The sequence below is a fragment of the Aerosakkonema funiforme FACHB-1375 genome, from assembly GCF_014696265.1.
GTDB classification, from domain to species: domain Bacteria; phylum Cyanobacteriota; class Cyanobacteriia; order Cyanobacteriales; family Aerosakkonemataceae; genus Aerosakkonema; species Aerosakkonema funiforme_A.
Genome location: NZ_JACJPW010000022.1, coordinates 22,544 through 40,789 on the forward strand (window position 1 = coordinate 22,544; position 18,246 = coordinate 40,789).

The 18,246-nt window shown below is 47.3% G+C and carries 14 protein-coding genes and 1 pseudogene; 4 read left to right on the forward strand and 11 right to left on the reverse strand.

Features of this window, described 5'->3' with window-relative positions; all coding sequences use genetic code 11:
• Positions 1-164: 164 nt before the first annotated feature.
• The gene (locus tag H6G03_RS10695; protein WP_190464357.1) at positions 165-1,148 is read left to right on the forward strand and encodes an RNA polymerase sigma factor, RpoD/SigA family; all 984 of its coding nucleotides are present in this window, start codon (positions 165-167) and stop codon (positions 1,146-1,148) included.
• A gap of 198 nt (positions 1,149-1,346) precedes the next feature.
• Here H6G03_RS10695 and H6G03_RS10700 read toward each other — a convergent pair whose 3' ends face one another.
• The 7 genes from H6G03_RS10700 to H6G03_RS10730 all read right to left on the reverse strand — a co-directional run bounded on the left by H6G03_RS10700 (position 1,347) and on the right by H6G03_RS10730 (position 8,583).
• Positions 1,347-2,702 (reverse strand): energy transducer TonB, encoded by a 1,356-nt coding sequence (locus tag H6G03_RS10700; RefSeq protein ID WP_190464358.1) that lies wholly within the window; start codon positions 2,700-2,702, stop codon positions 1,347-1,349.
• Positions 2,703-2,762: 60 nt separating this feature from the next.
• The gene (locus H6G03_RS10705; RefSeq protein ID WP_190464359.1) at positions 2,763-3,479 is read right to left on the reverse strand and encodes a precorrin-2 C(20)-methyltransferase; all 717 of its coding nucleotides are present in this window, start codon (positions 3,477-3,479) and stop codon (positions 2,763-2,765) included.
• Between the two features lie 77 nt (positions 3,480-3,556).
• Positions 3,557-5,473: a cation:proton antiporter gene (locus tag H6G03_RS10710; RefSeq protein ID WP_190464360.1), complete on the reverse strand. Its 1,917-nt coding sequence runs from the start codon at positions 5,471-5,473 to the stop codon at positions 3,557-3,559.
• A 391-nt stretch (positions 5,474-5,864) separates the two neighbouring features.
• On the reverse strand, positions 5,865-6,101 hold the full coding sequence (locus H6G03_RS10715) for a hypothetical protein (protein ID WP_190464361.1): 237 nt from the start codon (positions 6,099-6,101) through the stop codon (positions 5,865-5,867).
• A gap of 100 nt (positions 6,102-6,201) precedes the next feature.
• Positions 6,202-7,359 (reverse strand): murein transglycosylase A, encoded by a 1,158-nt coding sequence (gene mltA, locus H6G03_RS10720; RefSeq protein WP_190464362.1) that lies wholly within the window; start codon positions 7,357-7,359, stop codon positions 6,202-6,204.
• Positions 7,356-7,616, reverse strand: a complete 261-nt coding sequence (locus tag H6G03_RS10725) for a hypothetical protein (protein WP_190464363.1) — start codon at positions 7,614-7,616, stop codon at positions 7,356-7,358. Before H6G03_RS10725 ends, mltA begins: the two co-directional genes overlap by 4 nt.
• Positions 7,617-7,800: 184 nt before the next feature.
• Positions 7,801-8,583 (reverse strand): hypothetical protein, encoded by a 783-nt coding sequence (locus H6G03_RS10730; protein WP_190464364.1) that lies wholly within the window; start codon positions 8,581-8,583, stop codon positions 7,801-7,803.
• Positions 8,584-9,153: 570 nt separating this feature from the next.
• Between H6G03_RS10730 and H6G03_RS39750 the strand changes: the two are divergent.
• Positions 9,154-10,004: pseudogene (locus H6G03_RS39750) on the forward strand (ADP-ribosylglycohydrolase family protein).
• 48 nt (positions 10,005-10,052) lie between these two features.
• On the opposite strand, the gene H6G03_RS10740 reads toward H6G03_RS39750, so the two are convergent.
• The 4 genes from H6G03_RS10740 to H6G03_RS10755 form a co-directional block, all read right to left on the reverse strand.
• Positions 10,053-10,424 carry a Mo-dependent nitrogenase C-terminal domain-containing protein gene (locus H6G03_RS10740; RefSeq protein ID WP_190464365.1) on the reverse strand — a complete coding sequence of 124 codons (372 nt, stop codon included), beginning with the start codon at positions 10,422-10,424 and terminating at the stop codon, positions 10,053-10,055.
• 529 nt (positions 10,425-10,953) lie between these two features.
• Positions 10,954-12,714, reverse strand: coding sequence for a ribonuclease J (locus H6G03_RS10745; protein WP_190464399.1), 1,761 nt, complete (start codon positions 12,712-12,714; stop codon positions 10,954-10,956).
• Positions 12,715-12,874: 160 nt separating this feature from the next.
• Complete coding sequence (gene dapA, locus H6G03_RS10750) at positions 12,875-13,759, reverse strand: 4-hydroxy-tetrahydrodipicolinate synthase (RefSeq protein ID WP_190464366.1); 885 nt, start codon at positions 13,757-13,759, stop codon at positions 12,875-12,877.
• 101 nt (positions 13,760-13,860) lie between these two features.
• Positions 13,861-14,904 (reverse strand): aspartate-semialdehyde dehydrogenase, encoded by a 1,044-nt coding sequence (locus H6G03_RS10755; protein ID WP_190464367.1) that lies wholly within the window; start codon positions 14,902-14,904, stop codon positions 13,861-13,863.
• Between the two features lie 756 nt (positions 14,905-15,660).
• On the opposite strand from H6G03_RS10755, the gene tig reads away from it, so the two are divergent.
• Together tig and clpP are read left to right on the forward strand one after the other, a co-directional pair.
• Positions 15,661-17,139: a trigger factor gene (tig, locus tag H6G03_RS10760; protein ID WP_190464368.1), complete on the forward strand. Its 1,479-nt coding sequence runs from the start codon at positions 15,661-15,663 to the stop codon at positions 17,137-17,139.
• A gap of 391 nt (positions 17,140-17,530) precedes the next feature.
• Positions 17,531-18,235 carry an ATP-dependent Clp endopeptidase proteolytic subunit ClpP gene (gene clpP, locus H6G03_RS10765; protein WP_190464369.1) on the forward strand — a complete coding sequence of 235 codons (705 nt, stop codon included), beginning with the start codon at positions 17,531-17,533 and terminating at the stop codon, positions 18,233-18,235.
• Positions 18,236-18,246: the final 11 nt, after the last annotated feature.

Genomic DNA, 18,246 nt, shown 5'->3' on the forward strand with positions numbered 1-18,246 from the left:
ATATCCTCCTAAAGATAGGAGAAAGCAGCCTCTACATCTATGGCAAGAGGAATTATTCCAGGGCGTGCAGCTAAGCTTTTGTTAGAATAAAAAGTTTCTTGCTTCCGCCGTCGTTTCGCTCCAGTCACCATTTCGTTGTTTGTCTACATAGTTACCACGCACCCATGCCGACTGTTACCACCCAAACTAATCATACCAACGCCAAATTCACAGCGGATATGGTCCGTACCTATCTGCGCGAGATTGGAAGAGTGCCCCTGCTGACCCGCGAGCAAGAAATCGTCTTTGGGAAGCAGGTGCAGCAAATGATGACCCTGCTGGAAGCGAAGGACGCCTTAGCAACCAGTCTGAACCGCGAACCTACTCAGAAAGAGTGGGCAGAATTTGTCAAAATGAGCGAAGAAGCTGTCAGAGAGGCGGTGCATCGGGGACAGCGAGCTAAGCAAAAGATGATCGAAGCGAACCTGCGTCTAGTGGTGGCGATCGCTAAGAAGTACCAAAAGCGCAATCTGGAATTCTTAGACTTGATCCAAGAAGGCACCCTGGGTCTGGAACGCGGAGTGGAGAAATTCGATCCGATGCGCGGTTACAAGTTTTCCACCTACGCCTACTGGTGGATTCGCCAAGCGATTACCCGTGCGATCGCCCAGCAAGGTCGTGCAATTCGATTACCCATCCACATCACCGAAAAGCTCAACAAAATCAAAAAAGTGCAGCGGGAACTAGCCCAGCAACTCGGTCGCAGCGCCACCCCAGCTGAAATTGCCGAATCCCTGGAACTAGAACCGTCCCAGATTCGCGAGTACCTGACGATCGCCCGTCAACCGGTTTCTCTGGATGTCCGAGTTGGCGATAATCAGGATACAGAACTCTCCGATCTGCTGGAAGATGAAGGCCCATCTCCAGAGCATTACATCACCCAGGAGTCCCTGCGCCAAGACCTCGACGATCTCTTGGAACAGCTGACACCTCAGCAACGGCAAGTTCTCACCCTGCGTTTCGGTCTGCAAGATGGTAACGCACTTTCCCTAGCTAAAGTGGGCGAGCAGCTCAACCTCAGTCGGGAGCGCGTCCGCCAACTAGAACGTCAAGCTTTGGATCAACTGCGCCGTCACCGCGCCAATGTTCGGGAATACTTGGCCAGCTAAGCCTCTGGTCGTAAATCTCTGGCGGGACGGGTGGCAACCTTGCTACCCGTCCTAATTTTTTTTGTAGGGCGTCTGGAAGAAGGGGAGTGGGGGAGTGGGGGAGTGGGGGAGTGGGGGAGTGGGAGAATAAATTTGTTCCCTATTTCCTTTTCCCTTTCCCCCCTTTCCCCCTTTCCCCTCTTCCCTAGCCCCGACGCCCTAGCCCTTAGCCCCTACTCCAGAAGGTAAATCGTTTTGCTCAACATTGATGATGTACTGGTAAATTTCATATTTGCCAGTTCGCTCGATCGAAATCTTCTTAACTTCCTCTAAAGCTTTCTGATTCATTTCGGGGTATCCAGTACTGCGAATCAAATCCGGCTGACCCACAATTTTGCCATCAGGGCCAAACAACACCAGTACCCAACCTTCGGCTACATCAGGTACTTTCTCCTCATAAGGAGACTTTATGGAGAGAGATTTTGGGGATCTGGCACCATTAATTTTGTTTGTATATCGGCTGACTTTCTCCGCCCACCACTTCTGATACTTTTCCCGTCCCTCATTCTCTGTTGTACCAGCCGGATTGTAGTTATAGCGAGCCTTAGTCACCGAATCGAGATACTCTTGACTTGGCGGCGTAGGAGCAGACTTGGGATAGAAATTAGGTAAACGAGCTTGTAGGTTTGAGGGAGCGACCGATTCGGCACCTTTTTTGGGCAATGTTTCGATCGCAGAAGGAGACGAAGGAGAAGGTAATAAAGAAGGGGAAACCGTAGCGGGTAAAGTGTCATTAGGTCGCACGCCAGTCTCCGTATTTTTGGTAATATTCTGACCTTCAGGAGTATTAGTCGGTTGTGGAGTGGGAGTTGCTTGCGGAGTGGTAGGAGTTTCTGGACTGATACTCGGCTGTGGAGTGAGAGTTACTTCGGGAGTGATGGCAGCTTTGGGACCCAGACTCGGTTGTGGAGTAATACTTGATTCTGGCGTTCTCGCCGATTCGGGAGTCGCAGTGCGTCTTGCAGTAGTAGAGCGTCTGGGGGTGGTAGCACTTTCCGGAGTAGGAGTTGGGTTTGGTGCGATCGCTCCTTGTGGAGTTTGACGCGACTCTATTTTAATATCAGGCTCGGAAACAGGCGATCGCTCGTTTAGCTTTGTTTCTTCGCGACTAGAAGTATTGGGCTTCTGAGATGGTCGCTCGGAAGAAGTCACCGACGGTGGCGACAACGGAATAGTAGGAGGTTCGTAAATCGGAACGCTCGGTGGCGGCGGCAAAGGAGTATAAGATTGCAAAGGAGGCAACGGCGGCAACAGATTTTTCGGCGGTGCTGCGGGCAAAGATGGCAACTTCGGTTGTGGCAAAGAATATTCCGGCAGACGACTCATTTCATCTGGAGTCAACTGCACAAATCCGACAATTCGTCGCGGATCGGATTGTGCCAAATTGGAGGAGGATAATGCCGGCCCGACGACCCAAAGCAATCCGTGCGCTCCCAGAGAAATTACGGTTGCCAACAGAGTCGGCAAATTAAATATTTTTTCCGAAGATGTTGGAACTCTTGAGGAGTACGACATGGGAATTTTTGATTTGAGATTTTAATTGAAGAATTGAATTTTGACAAACAATCTGCAATTTTAATCCGAGCGAGTGACTTGAACAATCAGCAAAGAAAAGTAGGGTAATTTGAGATCGGGGCGATCGCGTAAATCCCTGTATATCTTCATATCAGGTAATGTCGCCCGTTCTACAACATAGCTGCTGCTGAGTAGCTGACGCCTCTGCAACACCTGCCAAACTTGTTCGTAAACCGAACTTACTTTCAGCAAAACCACCACATCCGCCCCGTCTAAAACCGCTTCTAGTTCTTCCACCCGATAAAGGGCAGGTAATACAACCAACCGTTGGTCGCGAACTGTCAAAGGCAATCCTAACATTGCCGCCGCTGCCATCGGCGAGCAAACACCCGGCACAGTTTCCACTGTCGCTTCCGGATGCAGCTGTTGGAGAGTTTGAGCTAAATACGTAAAAGTGCTGTAAAAACTGACATCACCTTCGCAGGCAAAAGCCACATCCATACCTTTCTCAAGATATTGCCAGACTTGTTCTGCCGCTAGCTGCCATGCTGAAGTGAGAACAGCTTCATCCTGAACGTAGGGAAAAGTCAACGCCAACTGTACGCGATCGCTCGTCAGCCATTGAGCTACAATCTGCTCAGCCATACCCGGTTTGCCTCCTACCCCCAAGGGGAAAGCGACTACCGGCAACTGTTTAAGCAATCGCAGTGCCTTGAGGGTAATCAATTCTGGATCGCCCGTGCCAACGCTAATTCCGTATAGAGTTCCTAATTGCACAATAAAAAGGGAGTGGGGGAATTAATATTTTGACTTTTAACTTTTGACTTTTGACTTTTGACTTTCCCTCTTCACGTTCAAGCTTTTTCCAAAGGCACTTCCAAAGCAGGAGATGCAATTGGCACTTCTTCAACTTCAGGTAACTTTTCCAGACTGAGACGAGAAGAAGGACTCGCGCCGGATAAACGTTTGAGTAAGTTAGGTCTGGGGTCGTGCAACAGATAAATAATGCGATCGCCCGCCTGCCATTCTTCTGTAGCCGGAACTACCAAAAAGCGATCGTCTCTTTCCATTAACAATGGCATCAAATCTCCAGAACTAATCAGCACTTGAAGATGTGCCTGCTGAAACGCAAATCCATCTTCTTTGAGCGCTGTTTCACCCAATCTCACTTTACCTTCACTCAGGTACTCGTTCCAAGTCTTAATGTGTAAATGGGAGACAAAAGCTTGCTGCACTTTAGCTTTATTGTTAGCCGTACTGGCTTGCGGATCGCGAGGAAATACTGCCAAAACTCTGGGTGGCGCGAATTCCTCCGCCGCTCGTTGAGCTAAAACTAAATTTACCTCTCCATTGCTGGTCATAGCTAAGAAAGTTCCTACCGATGTCAGCCCCGCCTCTTCCAAAACGCGGGTATCGAGACCACTGCTCAAAAAAACTCGCAGACCTTGCTGTTCTGCGATTCGGCAAGCTTCCGGATCGGTATCGATCAGTACAACTGACTCACCCCGATCTTGAAATAAATGGGCAATCAATCGACTTAAAGAATTACAACCGACGATGACAACCCCCGTTGCTTCCTGTGAGGTGATTTGCAGCGCTCTCGCTACCCAACTAGCCGTCAGCCCTTGCAGAAACACAGTCATCATAATCGTCAGGAAGACAAGAGCTTTGATAGAATCTCCACCATTTATTCCCCGTTGGGTTAACAGAATTGAAAATAGAGAAGCAACAGAAGCTGAGACAATTCCTCTGGGAGCAATCCAGCTGACAAATAGTTTTTGTCGCCAATTCAAGTCGCTATTTAAGGTACACAAGCTGATGCTCAGGGGACGCACCACAAACATCAGTACCAAGACAGTATATAAGCTGCCCCAACCAAGGGCAAGCACGCTGTCAAGTGAAAGATCTGCCGAAAGGAGGATGAATAAAACCGAGACGCTGAGAATGGTCAGCTGACCTTTAAACCGTCGCAACAAGCGTTCTTCTGGAACAGAGGAAGCGTTGAGGACAATTCCCGCAACTACGGTTGCCATTAGCCCCGACTCGCTGCGGATTGATTGCGCTAATGCAAACAAGCCCCACAAGCCGGCTAAAACAACCAAATTTTTCAAATCTTCTGATAAGAAATTGCCGCGTTTGAGAATAAAACCGAGTAGCCAGCCACCAGCAGCACCAATAGCACCACCAATACCCAGGCGCAGAAATAAGCCGCTGATGGCGATCGAGGGATTGGCGTGTGCGTTTAAAATCGTGTCCAGCACGACTACTGCGAGAATTGCGCCGACGGGATCGATGAGGACGCCTTCTCCTTCCAGCAGTGCAGCAACTTGTCGATCGACTTTGACGTGTTTGAGAAGGGGACTGACAACGGTGGGGCCGGTTACCACTACCAGAGAAGCATAAAGAAATGCGATCGGCCAAGGGAACTCACCCAACCAGTGTGCCGCCATCCCGCCTCCCATTAGGGTAATCAGAGTCCCCAAGGTGACTAAATTTCGCAGGCTACCGGAAACCTTACCCAAATCTCGCAGTTCCAGATTTAGACCCCCCTCAAACAGGATCACGGCTACGCACAGGGCAACAATAACTTCCAGACCAGTACCCAGCAAGTTGGGATGCAGCAACCCAGAAACATCCGGCCCCAGCACAATGCCAAACAGCAACAAGAAGACAATGCTAGGAACTTTCAGGAATGCAGCCAAAAGCTGAGCTAGCGTGCCTGCAAGGACGGCTATGACGATTTGCAAGGTTATTTGAAAAGATGCTTCCATAAGTCTTCTTGTCGCAGCCGATCGATTAGATATAAATTCTTGAGTTACCAGCTGAATGGGGGTTAGGGGATATTTCGGTGCAGATTTTACTGGAGATTAGGCCACTTACCTACTGGAGTCTCCAGTTTTGCTAGCGCATCTACCACAAGACGTAATTTCGCAAAAAATTTTGGGTGAAAAAGGCTCGATCTATCAGTCTTGGTATTTTAGCATCTGGATGGGAAAGCGATCGATCTTAGGTACGTAGTTGCGCTTTAGCACCCAAGTGCAACTACGTACTTAAAATAATCTTTGATTGGTAATACTATTTAGAGATGTTGGCAGACTGCGGTGGGGTGCGTCAAATACCAGAATTGTGCAGATAATCGCTAATTTTATCCTCTGATGCACCCTATTTAATGTAGCGAAATAATCCCGCTGATTGCAGGCTGTTAATTAATTGGGCAATTCTACCAGATGCTACACCAGCAGTGGTTATTAGTTGTGTAGCAATTTCAATAATTTGTTTAAAGGTAAGGCTTTTATCCGTCGCATCCTGAACTTCTGCTTTTTGTTGCCTAATTTCGTTATTAATATTAATCACTATGACTTCATTATTGTGGCTAGGACAATTGGCTATACTTTCCATTTGATTGATTCAACGATGTCACTCATCGCTTTTCGATCGCAAAAACCGGGTTTCTTTGACCGCAAGCAAAAAAACCCGGTTGATTTTCCCAAAAACAAGATCAATTTTTTACGAGCAGATAATAAAGTTCTCCATTCGAGTTAATTCTACCAGCCCGCTCGCCTGCCTCAGTCCCTGTGCCCATAAAAATATCCACCCGACCTGGCCCTCTAATCGCTCCGCCGGTATCCTGATCCAGGACGTAACGACTGACTCGTCGTTGCTCTAATTCCCCGTTGCGATTGGGAAAAGGTATCTGGGCATGAATTAGGGCCAAAGCTCCGGGCGGCATTAAAGATTTATCGGTGGCAATGGAACGTTCCGCAGTTACCGGCACAGACAAGCTACCCGTTGCAGCAGCACCGCCTGTTTCCCGGAAAAACACAAAACCGGGATTGCGCGGCAAATAGCGATTCAATTCCTCTGGCGATGAATCGAAATATTCGATCACTCTCGGTAAGGTCAAGCCTGCCAGGTTCATTTTGCCATCGTTGACCAGTTCTCGACCGACACTTCTGTAAGGTCGATCGGTCTTACCGGCAAAACCGACTGTCATAATGCTACCATCGGTCATTTGCAGTCGTGCGGAACCTTGTATCTGTACCAGAAAAGCTTCCAAACGATAGCGCAACCAAACTAATTCCAAACCGCGCAAGCGACCGTCTCCCGACAGTCCATCTGCACCTTCGAGCTGAAGTCGGGTGGGGTGCGGACGGGACCAGCGACTGAAGTTGGGGGGTAACCGATATAGTGGATAACGATACTCTTGTGTGGGGACGCGACTGGCTGTGTAGGTAGGTTCAAAATAACCTGTGAAACCGACAGTTCCCCGTCCATCTTTTCCAGTCGCACGGTAAAACACAAACTCCTCTCGCACAGCAGCTTGCAGTTCTTCTGGCGAGTTGGAAGAGAGTACTAACTCGCGGAAACGTTCTAAACTGCGAATTACGCGATCGCGTGTAATTCCACGCACCGGATATCGTCGGTAGGCTGCTATTGCTCTCGGCGATCGCAAATAGGTCAGACTGTGGTCAATGGCAGTCAAAAGCGCTTGTCTATCCCCTTTTTGGCCGTAATTCCGCCAGATTTGCTCATCCAATCCCAATTCTTCTTGTCTGTCCGGACTGACAACTTGCAGGGGCACAATGGAAAGAACCGGCAAAAAAGTACCGAATGCAATGCCCAAACTGAGGGCGACAGAAGCCAGAGTCTTTATCATTCTACGTAGGAGCGATCGATACTGGATTTATAGATTGGTGTGACGCGAATAGCCACAATTCTAGATGGACGCGCCACCATATACTCTCCCTCAATTGTTTTCAGGGGAACGTTGATAAAGTCGTTCGAGGCTGATTTCGGCACCAGCTCGCCACTATACCATTTTTGGAATTCTTGAATAGTCTTAAAACGAACTTCTTCCCGGTGACCACCCTCTAGTAAAAGGTGTACGGCAAATTCGTCAGGAGTTCTGGGCATAAGCTTGAATTATGTTTACTGCATCGAAAATATTATGGGCTGCATCGGGGACTGCAATCCAAAAAGTCTTTCTCGGAGCCAAAATCAGGTTTGTGTGATTGTTCCCAAACTATATTATCGATTTCCGTTCCCAGAAACCCGCTTTCTTTTGAACCCAAGTATTTTTTCGATCGGCTCTCTGTCCTCAAGCAGATTGGGAAAATAAATTAAACCGCTGCAATTGCGCCTCGATGACTTGAGGAAGCATTTTAGCCAATTCTGCCTCGTTTTTAAACAATAGCTGTTGATAGTTGGGTAAATCGAACGGATAAACCCCTGCCATATCTTTTCGCTCCATCTGGGCTAGCAAGATTTGTTCTGTTCGCTTGTTTTGGAGAGCGTAGCCTACTTCCAAGCAAACTTTGGGGCTGGGTAAGATCTGGCGAGCGGTTCCCGTGCCTTCAATGCTAGCGATCGGTGTACCGTCAGCTATAAACAACAAGCTTTTACGTATTTTACGCATTACCGAGCTGTTCAGCCGGATGGGACTATCCGTGGGACGTTGGGATTCTTCTAATTTAAGGGGCAAGCGCGATCGCTTGTTGAGTTTTTCCAGGGTTTGCCGCAGTTCTTGTCGCAGTGCTTCGCTGGCGGCTGCATACTCAGTTTGATAGCACAAAAAGATAATTGGATCTAACTGCCCCATCACCGCTTGTTTGGTGAAGTAAATTTCGTGACTGCTCAAATCTATGTTGGAGATGGCATATCCGCCGCTCCCTTCTATGTAAAACTCAACTATTTCCCCATCCAGGTAGCGCCCAAACCAAGCCGATCGTTTCACTTCTTCGCTGTCTTCTAAAAAGTCGGCTCGCAAACCAGTTTTCAACAGACTGTTTTTGCTAAGGCGCAAGTCTTGGGGGCGCTTTTCCAGTTCTTTGACTGGCTCGTACTTTTCCAGATACCAAGCTCTCAGAGCAATTATGGCCATGTCGCCCTATCAAATTCTCTCTTAAATACAACAACACCCAAGCCCTTACTTGCTGAGTGATTTCCTTCTCTTTGGTAATTCTATCTAGAGTTGCACTGATTTAACAATTCACCGAATTTCGGTACAATCAATCAGTTCTATCGCTCTCTATCAACCATTTTAGGAAATATCAACTTCTGGGTTGGGTGTTATTGTATTTGGACGAGACAGATTAAAATTAAACAGCGCTTTTTTCCTCTTAACTCAGTTTCACTTGGCTGTTTGGTCTGCCAGGGAAGCTTTTCTTGCTTCAATTCTTAATTTACCACCCACACCAAAAGGCAGCAAGCCTGTGCAACTAAACTTTACTTTTTGGCTGCTATCAGGTGCTAAAATTTTTCTCTAATTTCGCAAAACCCTTACTTCACAAACTTTTGCGCTTATTTATTTAGCAATAGCTCGCCTATTTTAAAATGGAAGTAATCGCTCATCTTCTGTAAAGAAGTATAAAATTATTTGTTAATCCAAGTTCCCAGTTATAAATTCAGATATGTATATTACATAAGCTACAAAAATAATACAAAAAAATCTATGTTGCTGGAATTAGCGATCGCAGATGCCTACGGTGCAGGTTTTGAATACGCTGATGAGATGATAAATCTTGGCTACAACGATTTGAGCAGATATGTGCAGAATCCCAGCCACCCGCTCACACCAGGCTGTTATACTGACGATACACAGATGAGCATAGCGATCGCAGAAGCGATCGTCGCTGGAGAGCCCTGGACACCGGAAGTCCTTGCCAAATGGTTTGTCACCGCCTTTAAAAGAGATCCCAGAGAAGGTTACGCCAACAGATTTTACCATTTTTTGCTCGAAATTCGCGATGGAGAAGAGTTTTTAGCGAAAATAAACCCTAGAGCGACAAAAGCGGAGCAGCGATGCGTGCTGCTCCGATCGGCGTGTTCCCGACAGTAGAGAAAGTCATGGAATATGCAAAAATCCAGGCGGCCATCACCCATAATACGCCGGATGGAATTAACGCCGCCACAGCCGCTGCTCTCATATCCCATTACTTTATTTACCGGCTGGGGCCAAAAAGTCAGCTAGGGCAGTTTGTCGAGGGGTACGTACCCGGTCAATGGTCGAAACCGTGGCAAGGAAAGGTAAAATCGAAAGGTTGGATGAGCGTAAGGGCAGCAATTACCGCAGTGATGCGAAATAATTCTCTCAGCGAACTCTTGAAGGATTGCATTTCCTTTGGGGGAGATGTGGATACGGTAGCGACGATCGCACTAGCGGCAGGTTCGTGTAGTGAGGAAATCTCCCAGGATCTTCCATCTCATCTTATCGAAACCTTGGAGAATGGCTCCTACGGCAGAGATTATCTGATTGAGTTGGAGCGGCAGTTAATGAGGAAACTTGAAGAAACCGATCGCTAACAACTAGCAGAGCCACGAAAATTAGCCCTTTCTCTTAATTAACCAGGATTAGCAATAGCTGGATACGTCTTCGCCGCATTCATCCGCCAGGTAGCACAAAGCGCGGAAACGCAAAGTACTTACTTCCTCATAAAGCGGATTCAGCTTACACATCGGCGGAATGTGAAACAAGGTACGACCGAACACTTTCACATCCCGTTCAAAGGGGCACTGGGCCGGAATCATTTGGCAGAGGCGGTGAGCTAGTTCCCGATCTTTAACATCTACTCGCTCCAGCATTCGGCGCAAAGGTTGCAGCAGATCGAATTTCTGCTTGGCTGGGCCCTGCTGCAAAGGTGTTGCGGTTACTAGATCTGCTGGCTCAATCCATGCCCAAGTTGTCAAAGTACGATTTTGTATGGTAGAATCAGTTACACTCATTTTTCTTCTCCTTCTTGCCAACTAAGGATCTGCTTTCCTCTGTTGGTTAAATACAGCATGACAAATTTATTTACCGGATCGTCACACCCGTTTGGTTGATGTTTGAGTGACAATCGAGTTTTAAACACTGAACTTAGGGTTGATATTTTTCCTCTCTCTTTAGAGAGAGATGGTATATAACAATTTATTTTCCACAACCCAAAAAGTTTTGCGTGAGTAATATTACGGAACTTTTGACTGGAGGTAGCATAAGTAAATTGACTAGAGCGCAATCCGGCAAGTTCCTTAATTGCCGTAGAGACACTCTGCGTGGTAGACGGTGAAACAATAACAATGGGATGAGCATTGCAAAGGTTTACATTACCACACAGAGTTTAACATTTTTTTAAAATTGTCAAGTGAGTAGGGCAAAATTTTTGCCCTGATTTTGCATAAATCAGTATAAGGGTAGATGACATAAAGAGGGTAAAAGGAAAATATTTTCCCTTTACCGTCTTTCCAGAAAACAAGCGATCGCCAAACCAGTAAACTAGGAAGCGACCCTAGCAGTGACGCGACGGCGACGACCTGTAGCTTTAGCTGGAGGTGGTGCATCGGGAATTTGCATCAAGAAGACCAGCAAAGGACGACTTTGGAGTTCGCGGCGCAGCAGTCGCTGTAGCGCTTGTTCGATTTGGACTTGCAAACCAGCCCAGTCCACTTCCAGTTCTTCACCATCAAAAGAACGAGCGAATTCTTGCCAGCGATCGTTCAACAAGTTTTCGATCGTCTGCTGGACAAGCTTTTGCAGCAAAGACCGTTCCACTGTAGTGACCACACCTCTTAAGTGTACTTCCGGCTTAGCCACCAGTTTGCCTTCCCAATCGATCGCACTAGCCACAGTCACAACACCATCTTCTGCCAGTTGCTGACGTTCCTTGAGAATACTGTCGTGCAGAAGACCGGCGTTATCGACCAGTTGAATACCTGCGGGAACCTTGCCACCAATGCGGATGCTATCCTCAGATAATTCCACCACATCGCCATTATCGATTATCACCATATTTTCTGCTGGAATGCCCATATTTTGAGCAGTCTTGGCGTGCTGCACCAGCATCCGGTGTTCCCCGTGGACCGGCAAAAAGAATTTGGGACGAGTCAAAGCGATCATCAGCTTTTGGTCTTCCTGACAACCGTGACCGGAAACGTGAATGCCCTTATCTCTACCGTAGATGACGTTAGCACCCTGCATCATCAATTTATCGATCGTCGTCACAACTGCGATCGTATTTCCCGGAATGGGATTTGCCGAGAAAACTACCGTATCGCCCTTGCGGATTTTAATATGGGGATGTTCTTGATTGGCAATCCGAGTCATCGCCGCCAGCGGTTCCCCTTGCGATCCGGTTGTCAAAATCAGAATTTTCTCATCGGGTAAGCTGCGGACAGTGTGCCAAGGTTGCAGCAAATTGTCTTCACATTTTACATAACCGAGATTGCGAGCGTGGGCAATCACATTCAGCATCGATCTACCGATGACCGATACCACCCGATTGTGCTTCTTCGCCAGTTCTAAAATCATACCGATCCGGTGTACCGAAGAAGCGAATGTCGTCACCATCAAGCGTCCCGGTGCTTGGGAGAAAATCCGGTCTAAATTCGGATAAACTGACCTTTCCGAAGGCGTTTGACCGGGAACTTCCGAATTGGTGGAATCGCTAATCAAGCACAGAACGCCCTTTTCGCCGTGTTCGGCTAGCTTTTGCAGATCGAAAAATTCACCATCCACGGGAGTGTGGTCAATTTTAAAATCACCTGTGTGAATGATGACGCCAGCCGGGGTGTGAATGGCGACAGTAAAGCTATCGGAAATCGAGTGAGTATTGCGAATGAATTCCGCGAAAAAGTAAGAACCGATGCGAACAATGTCGCGAGGCATAACCGATCGCAGTTCCGTGCGGTTAGCAACACCCGCTTCTTCCAGTTTACCTTGCAACAAAGCCATCGCCAAACGCGGGCCATAAATCACCGGAATATCAAATTGTTTGAGGTGATAGGGAATGCCGCCGATGTGGTCTTCGTGACCGTGGGTGACTATCATGCCCTTAATTTTGTGGCGATTTTCCCGCAGATAAGTCAAATCTGGCAAAACAATGTTGACTCCGTGCATTCCCTCAGTGGGAAAAGCCAATCCCGCATCTAATAGCACGATTTCATCGTCGTACTCGAACACGCAAGTATTCTTGCCAATCTCGTGCAGACCGCCGAGAGGAATAATTTTGATAGTTGGGGAATTGCCGTTTTTAGTCATTTGCATCCTTACGATAAGTTTCAAAAAGTTGCTGTTGCCAATCGTTCGTCGAACGTCGTTCATTGTTAGTAACTATGAACTGCGAACTGCGAGCCATTAGCTATTAGCCATTAGCTAAATTATTCAGTTGTTTAAAAACTTGGCATAAGTATCGTGTCTGCTATAGCAGAGAAAGATCTTTTAGCACAGCTTTTAATTTTTCAGTAATTTCAGTACTTGCTTCGCTTAAAGGTAGGCGGGGGCTACCTACATCCCAACCTTGGAGTTTCAAAGCTGCTTTTACTGGAATCGGATTAGTTGTGGCAAACAGAGCTTTAAACAGTGGAAAAAGTTGCAAATGTATCTGAGATGCTTCTTGAGTTTTACCTGCAAAAAAAGCTTCAATCATTTGTTTTAACTGCGTTCCCACCACATGACTGGCTACACTTACTACACCTACACCGCCAACTGCAAGCATTGGTAAAGTGAGGGAATCGTCCCCTGAATATATCTCAAATTCCGGAGGAGTTAAACATTTTGTTTGGCTTGCCCGATCCAGATTGCCGCTAGCTTCTTTAATGGCAACGATATTGGGAATTTTAGCTAAGCGGGCAACTGTTTCTGGCAACAGATCTTGACCGGTGCGACCCGGTACGTTGTAAAGCATTATCGGCAGATCGGGTGTGGATTGCGCGATCGCTTCAAAATGCCGGTACAGCCCTTCTTGCGGTGGTTTGTTGTAGTACGGAACAACTTGCAAAGAACCATCTAATTCTATCTTAGCGGCTTTTTGCGTAGCTGCGATCGCTTCGCTTGTCGAATTTGAACCTGTGCCTGCCAGCACTTTTGCTTTACCGCCTACTGCCTTTTTTACTACCTGAAATAGTTCGTATTCTTCTGACCAAGTTAACGTTGGCGATTCGCCAGTAGTACCGCACACTACCAAGCCTTCCGAACCGTTATCTACCAGATGGATTGCCAGCTGCTCTGCCACAGCATAATCTACGCTGCCGTCTTGTTTAAACGGCGTAATCATTGCCGTTACAACTCTTCCAAACCTTACCACACTCTTAATAACTCCTCAACAACAGATTTTAGATTTTGGATTTTAGATTTTGGATTTTAGAATAATAATTTATCCAAAATCCTTACTTAAAATGACGATAATTAAACAGAAACAGCCGCTGCTGCTTTCCGAACCCAATTTTTTGCTACCAACAGTTCTGCTATTTGCACTGCATTTAATGCTGCGCCTTTGCGAATTTGGTCTCCTGAAAGCCAAAATTCCAATCCACCTGGGTTAGAAATATCTTCACGAATTCTCCCCACTAAAACCTCATCTTTACCGCTGGCTTCTATGGGCATCGGGAAGTAATTTGCCTGCCAATCTTCTACTAAGCGCACGCCCGGAGCCTGACTGAGAATGTCCCGCGCCTTTTCTACAGAAAAAGGTCGATCGAATTCTAGATTAATCGCTTCCGAGTGCGCCCGCAGCACGGGAACTCGCACGCAAGTTGCCGTAATTCTCATCTCTGGAGAGCCGAAGATCTTGCGCGTCTCGTTGACCATTTTCATTTCTTCTTCACAATACCCCAATTTGTTCAACTTAGAGTTGTGGGGAAATAAATTAAACGCCAATGGGTAGGGAAATATTTCCTTTTGGGGTGTTTCGCCTGCCAAAATCGCCTTAGCTTGCTCTTTCACTTCCTCCATTGCCCTAGCTCCTGCACCGCTGGCAGATTGATAGGTTGCCGCTACCATCCGTTTGACTGGCTGTACCCGATGCAAAGGCCAAACCGCGACAGACATCAAAATAGTTGTGCAGTTGGGATTGGCGATAATGCCGCGATGGTCGGCTGCCGCCTCTGGATTTACTTCCGGAACTACTAAAGGCACTTGCGGTTCCATACGGAAAGCGCTGGAGTTATCGACGACTACTGCACCCGCCTCTACCGCTTTGGGAGCCCACAATTTAGAAGTGGAACCACCTGCTGAAGCCAAAACGATATCTACGTTGTCGAAAGAAAGTTCTCCCACCGGTTCAACAGGCAGGTGTTCTTCGCCAAACTGCATGGTTCGTCCGGCAGAGCGAGGTGAAGCTAGAAGTTTTAAATCGGCCAGTGGGAATTTACGACTTGCCAACAATTCCAGCAACTCAGTACCCACGGCTCCGGTTGCTCCTAAGATGGCGACTCGATAGGATTTTGACAAACTCGGTTCCTCCTTTTGAACGATTTAAGACGTTTGGGATTTTAAGATAAGGACAATTTTGGACGCGATATTTAAAACAGTCAACAGGGTTGATAGTGTGTCGGGACGGTTTTTACCGACGATGTTAGGATTCGGAGACTTTTTATAAAAAAGGAGCAGCTTTGTGTTGGTTATCAGTCGGGGGGAGAAGCTTTGTAGGTGAAATTCACCCCTACTCCGCCCATAAATAAGTATATTTTTTAATATATATATCTTATTGAGTCATGTACTGTGGTGTATTCAGAAAACAGGTTTTTGTTTTTAAGCCCTTATATAAATTTTACATAATTATCTGGCAAAAATTGAAACGATCGCCAGCGATCGTGAGAAATGAGTATCCAGATGTACTATCATCAGATAGGAAACCAAAGGGACTGGAAATGTTCCCTCCCTTGAGGCTGAAGTCTTAACAGGCTTCCAGCTACGGTAAGTTGGTAGATCCCATCGCCGGTTGCTTGCACCAGCATATCACGCTGAGAGAGATCTGTTGGGGGGTAGTGCGATCTGACACCAGTTGCTCGTCGATGAAGCGGAAAATTATCTTGTCCCCTTCCTTGTCGGTCTCAACCAACTACTGAAGACTGCAAGAGTTGGGGTTGGGGGTGAAATAACCCGCTCTTTAACCTCAGACGATCCCAGACAGGGCTTGGAATCTGTCGTTGCAGCCCCGGTATGATTTGAAAAATTGCAGCAGTTATCGTCAAACAAAAAATAGGCATGAAAGTTACCCAGGAAAAGCTTCCCCAGAGCCAGATTGGCTTGGAAATAGAAATTTCGCCCGAAATGTCCAAAAAGGCTTACGAGCAAGTTTTTCAAGACCTTGCCCGCTCGGCCAACATCCCTGGGTTTCGCAAAGGCAAGGTTCCTCGCCACATCTTGGTACAGCGCTTTGGCTCGACGCGACTAAAAGCAGCGGCTTTGGAAGAACTAATTCGGGATGGAGTTAAAGAAGCAATTAAACAAGAGTCGATCGAAGCTATTGGCAACTACCAGCTGCGTTCTGACTTCGATCGATTGGTGAATCAGTTTGAACCTGGAAAAGCGCTGACTTTCTCAGCGACAGTCGATGTACCGCCAGTGGTAAACCTAAAAGAGTACACTGGTCTACAACTAAAGGCAGAAGAAGTCAAGTACGATCCCAGCTCGGTAGACAAGTTTTTAGAAGAGCGTCGTAAAGAACACGCCACGTTAGTGCCAGTATCGGGACGTCCGGCACAATGGGGAGATACAGCGGTAGTTGATTTTAAAGGTCGGCTGACTGGCGCTGGTGAGGGTGAAGGTGAAGCAGGTGGGGAAATTCCCGGTGGAGAAGCCCAAGATTTTCAGGTAGAGTTAGCCGAAGGCCGCTTTATTAAAGGTTTCGTTGATGGCATAGTTGGACTGAATGTGGGAGAAACAAAAGAAATTTCCGTCCAATTCCCCGCAGACTATCCGCAAAAAGATTTGGCCGATAAGCCGGCGATGTTTGAGGTGACGCTGAAAGACCTGAAAGAAAAAGAGCTACCCGAACTCAACGATGACTTTGCCGATGAAGTGAGCGAGTTCCAAACATTAGAAGAATTGCGCTCCCACTTGGAATCGAGGTTTCAGGAGCAAGCGGAAAGCAAAACTAAAGCTAATAAGCAGGAAGTGCTGCTGAACGAACTGCTCAAGCAGGTGGAAGTCGATCTGCCACAAACGCTGATAGAGGAAGAAATTAATGAATTGGTGACGCAAACCGCAATGCGGCTGAGTAACCAGGGCATTGATATCAAGAGGCTGTTTACTCAGGAAATGATACCGCAGTTGCGAGAACGATCGCGCCCGGAAGCGATCGATCGGATCAAGCGCACTCTAGCACTGCGAGAAATAGGCAAACGGGAATCGATCGAAGTAGAATCGGCAGCCGTAAAAGCGCGGATGCAAGAACTGCTGGAAGAATACGGTGATGGTAAAGATATAGATCCGCAAAGATTGCAAGAATTTGTTGAAAACGAGCTGCTAACAGAAAAAATCGTCGCTTGGCTGGAAGAACATAGCACGATCGAACTGGTTCCAGAAGGTTCTCTGAGCCCCGCTACTGAAGAAAAGCAATTGGAAACAGAAGCTAACGCAGATGTCGAGGTGGCTGCTGAGGTAGAAACCAGCACAACCGATGCCTCAACACCTGCGGCAGCGGAAATACTGCCAACTCAAGGCGAACAGCTAGAAGCATAAGCCGCCAGCAAAGCTTCCACCGAGCTGCCGAGATCGAAAGAAATGCCGAGTATAGACGCGCTCTGTCGCGTTTATACTGTGGCAAAACTAAAAATGGCTTGTACGGCAGTACCGCCCAAGTAACAGCCAAGATAGAATTTCACTTTTAATTTGGTGTCGCTTCCCATATATAAGGATGTCGAGATCGCGATCGGCCAAGAGTAGTATTTATACCACGTCAAAAGGAAAATCGCATTCCTTCGATCTCGGCCATACAAAAAGTGAGACTTCCCCGGTAGAGATAGCCAAACACAGTGGATCTTGGCTATAACAAATATAGTTGTCGTTGCGATCGTTTTACATTTTCAGTTCACAGCACGAGTACCAACAGGCACAAGTTTAATAAGGTTTTATGCTCATATCTCAATCCCCTGACCTCTCCCCAATCAGTTGGCGCTACTCGCCAGTATACGGCTCATACCGCACCGAGGCAGTCGTACCTATGGTCGTCGAACAGTCTGGTATGGGAGAACGGGCTTTTGACATTTACTCGCGCCTGTTGCGGGAACGCATAGTGTTTTTGGGAACGCCAATTGACGATGAAGTTTCCGACTCCATTGTGGCCCAGTTGCTGTTCCTAGACGCAGAAGATCCCGAAAAAGACATCCAACTGTACATCAACTCCCCAGGAGGATCGGTGACAGCAGGGATGGCGATTTATGACACCATTCAACAAATTCGCCCTAATGTTGTCACCATCTGTTATGGACTGGCTGCCAGTATGGGAGCGTTTTTGTTGGCGGCGGGAACTCGCGGTAAGCGGATGTCTCTAGCCAACTCCCGGATCATGATTCACCAGCCACTAGGCGGTGCCCAAGGTCAGGCGGTTGACATCGAAATTCAAGCCAAGGAAATTCTCTACCACAAACGTAAGCTGAATGAATTACTGGCTTATCATACCGGTCAACCCCTGGAAAAGCTGGAAATCGATACTGACCGCGACTTCTTTATGTCAGCCGTAGAAGCTAAAGAATACGGTATTGTAGATGGGGTCATCACCAGGCAGAATCTTCCCAAATCAGGAAATTCCCTCAGTAACGATAACGGCAGCGTCTAAGCCAGCGGTCT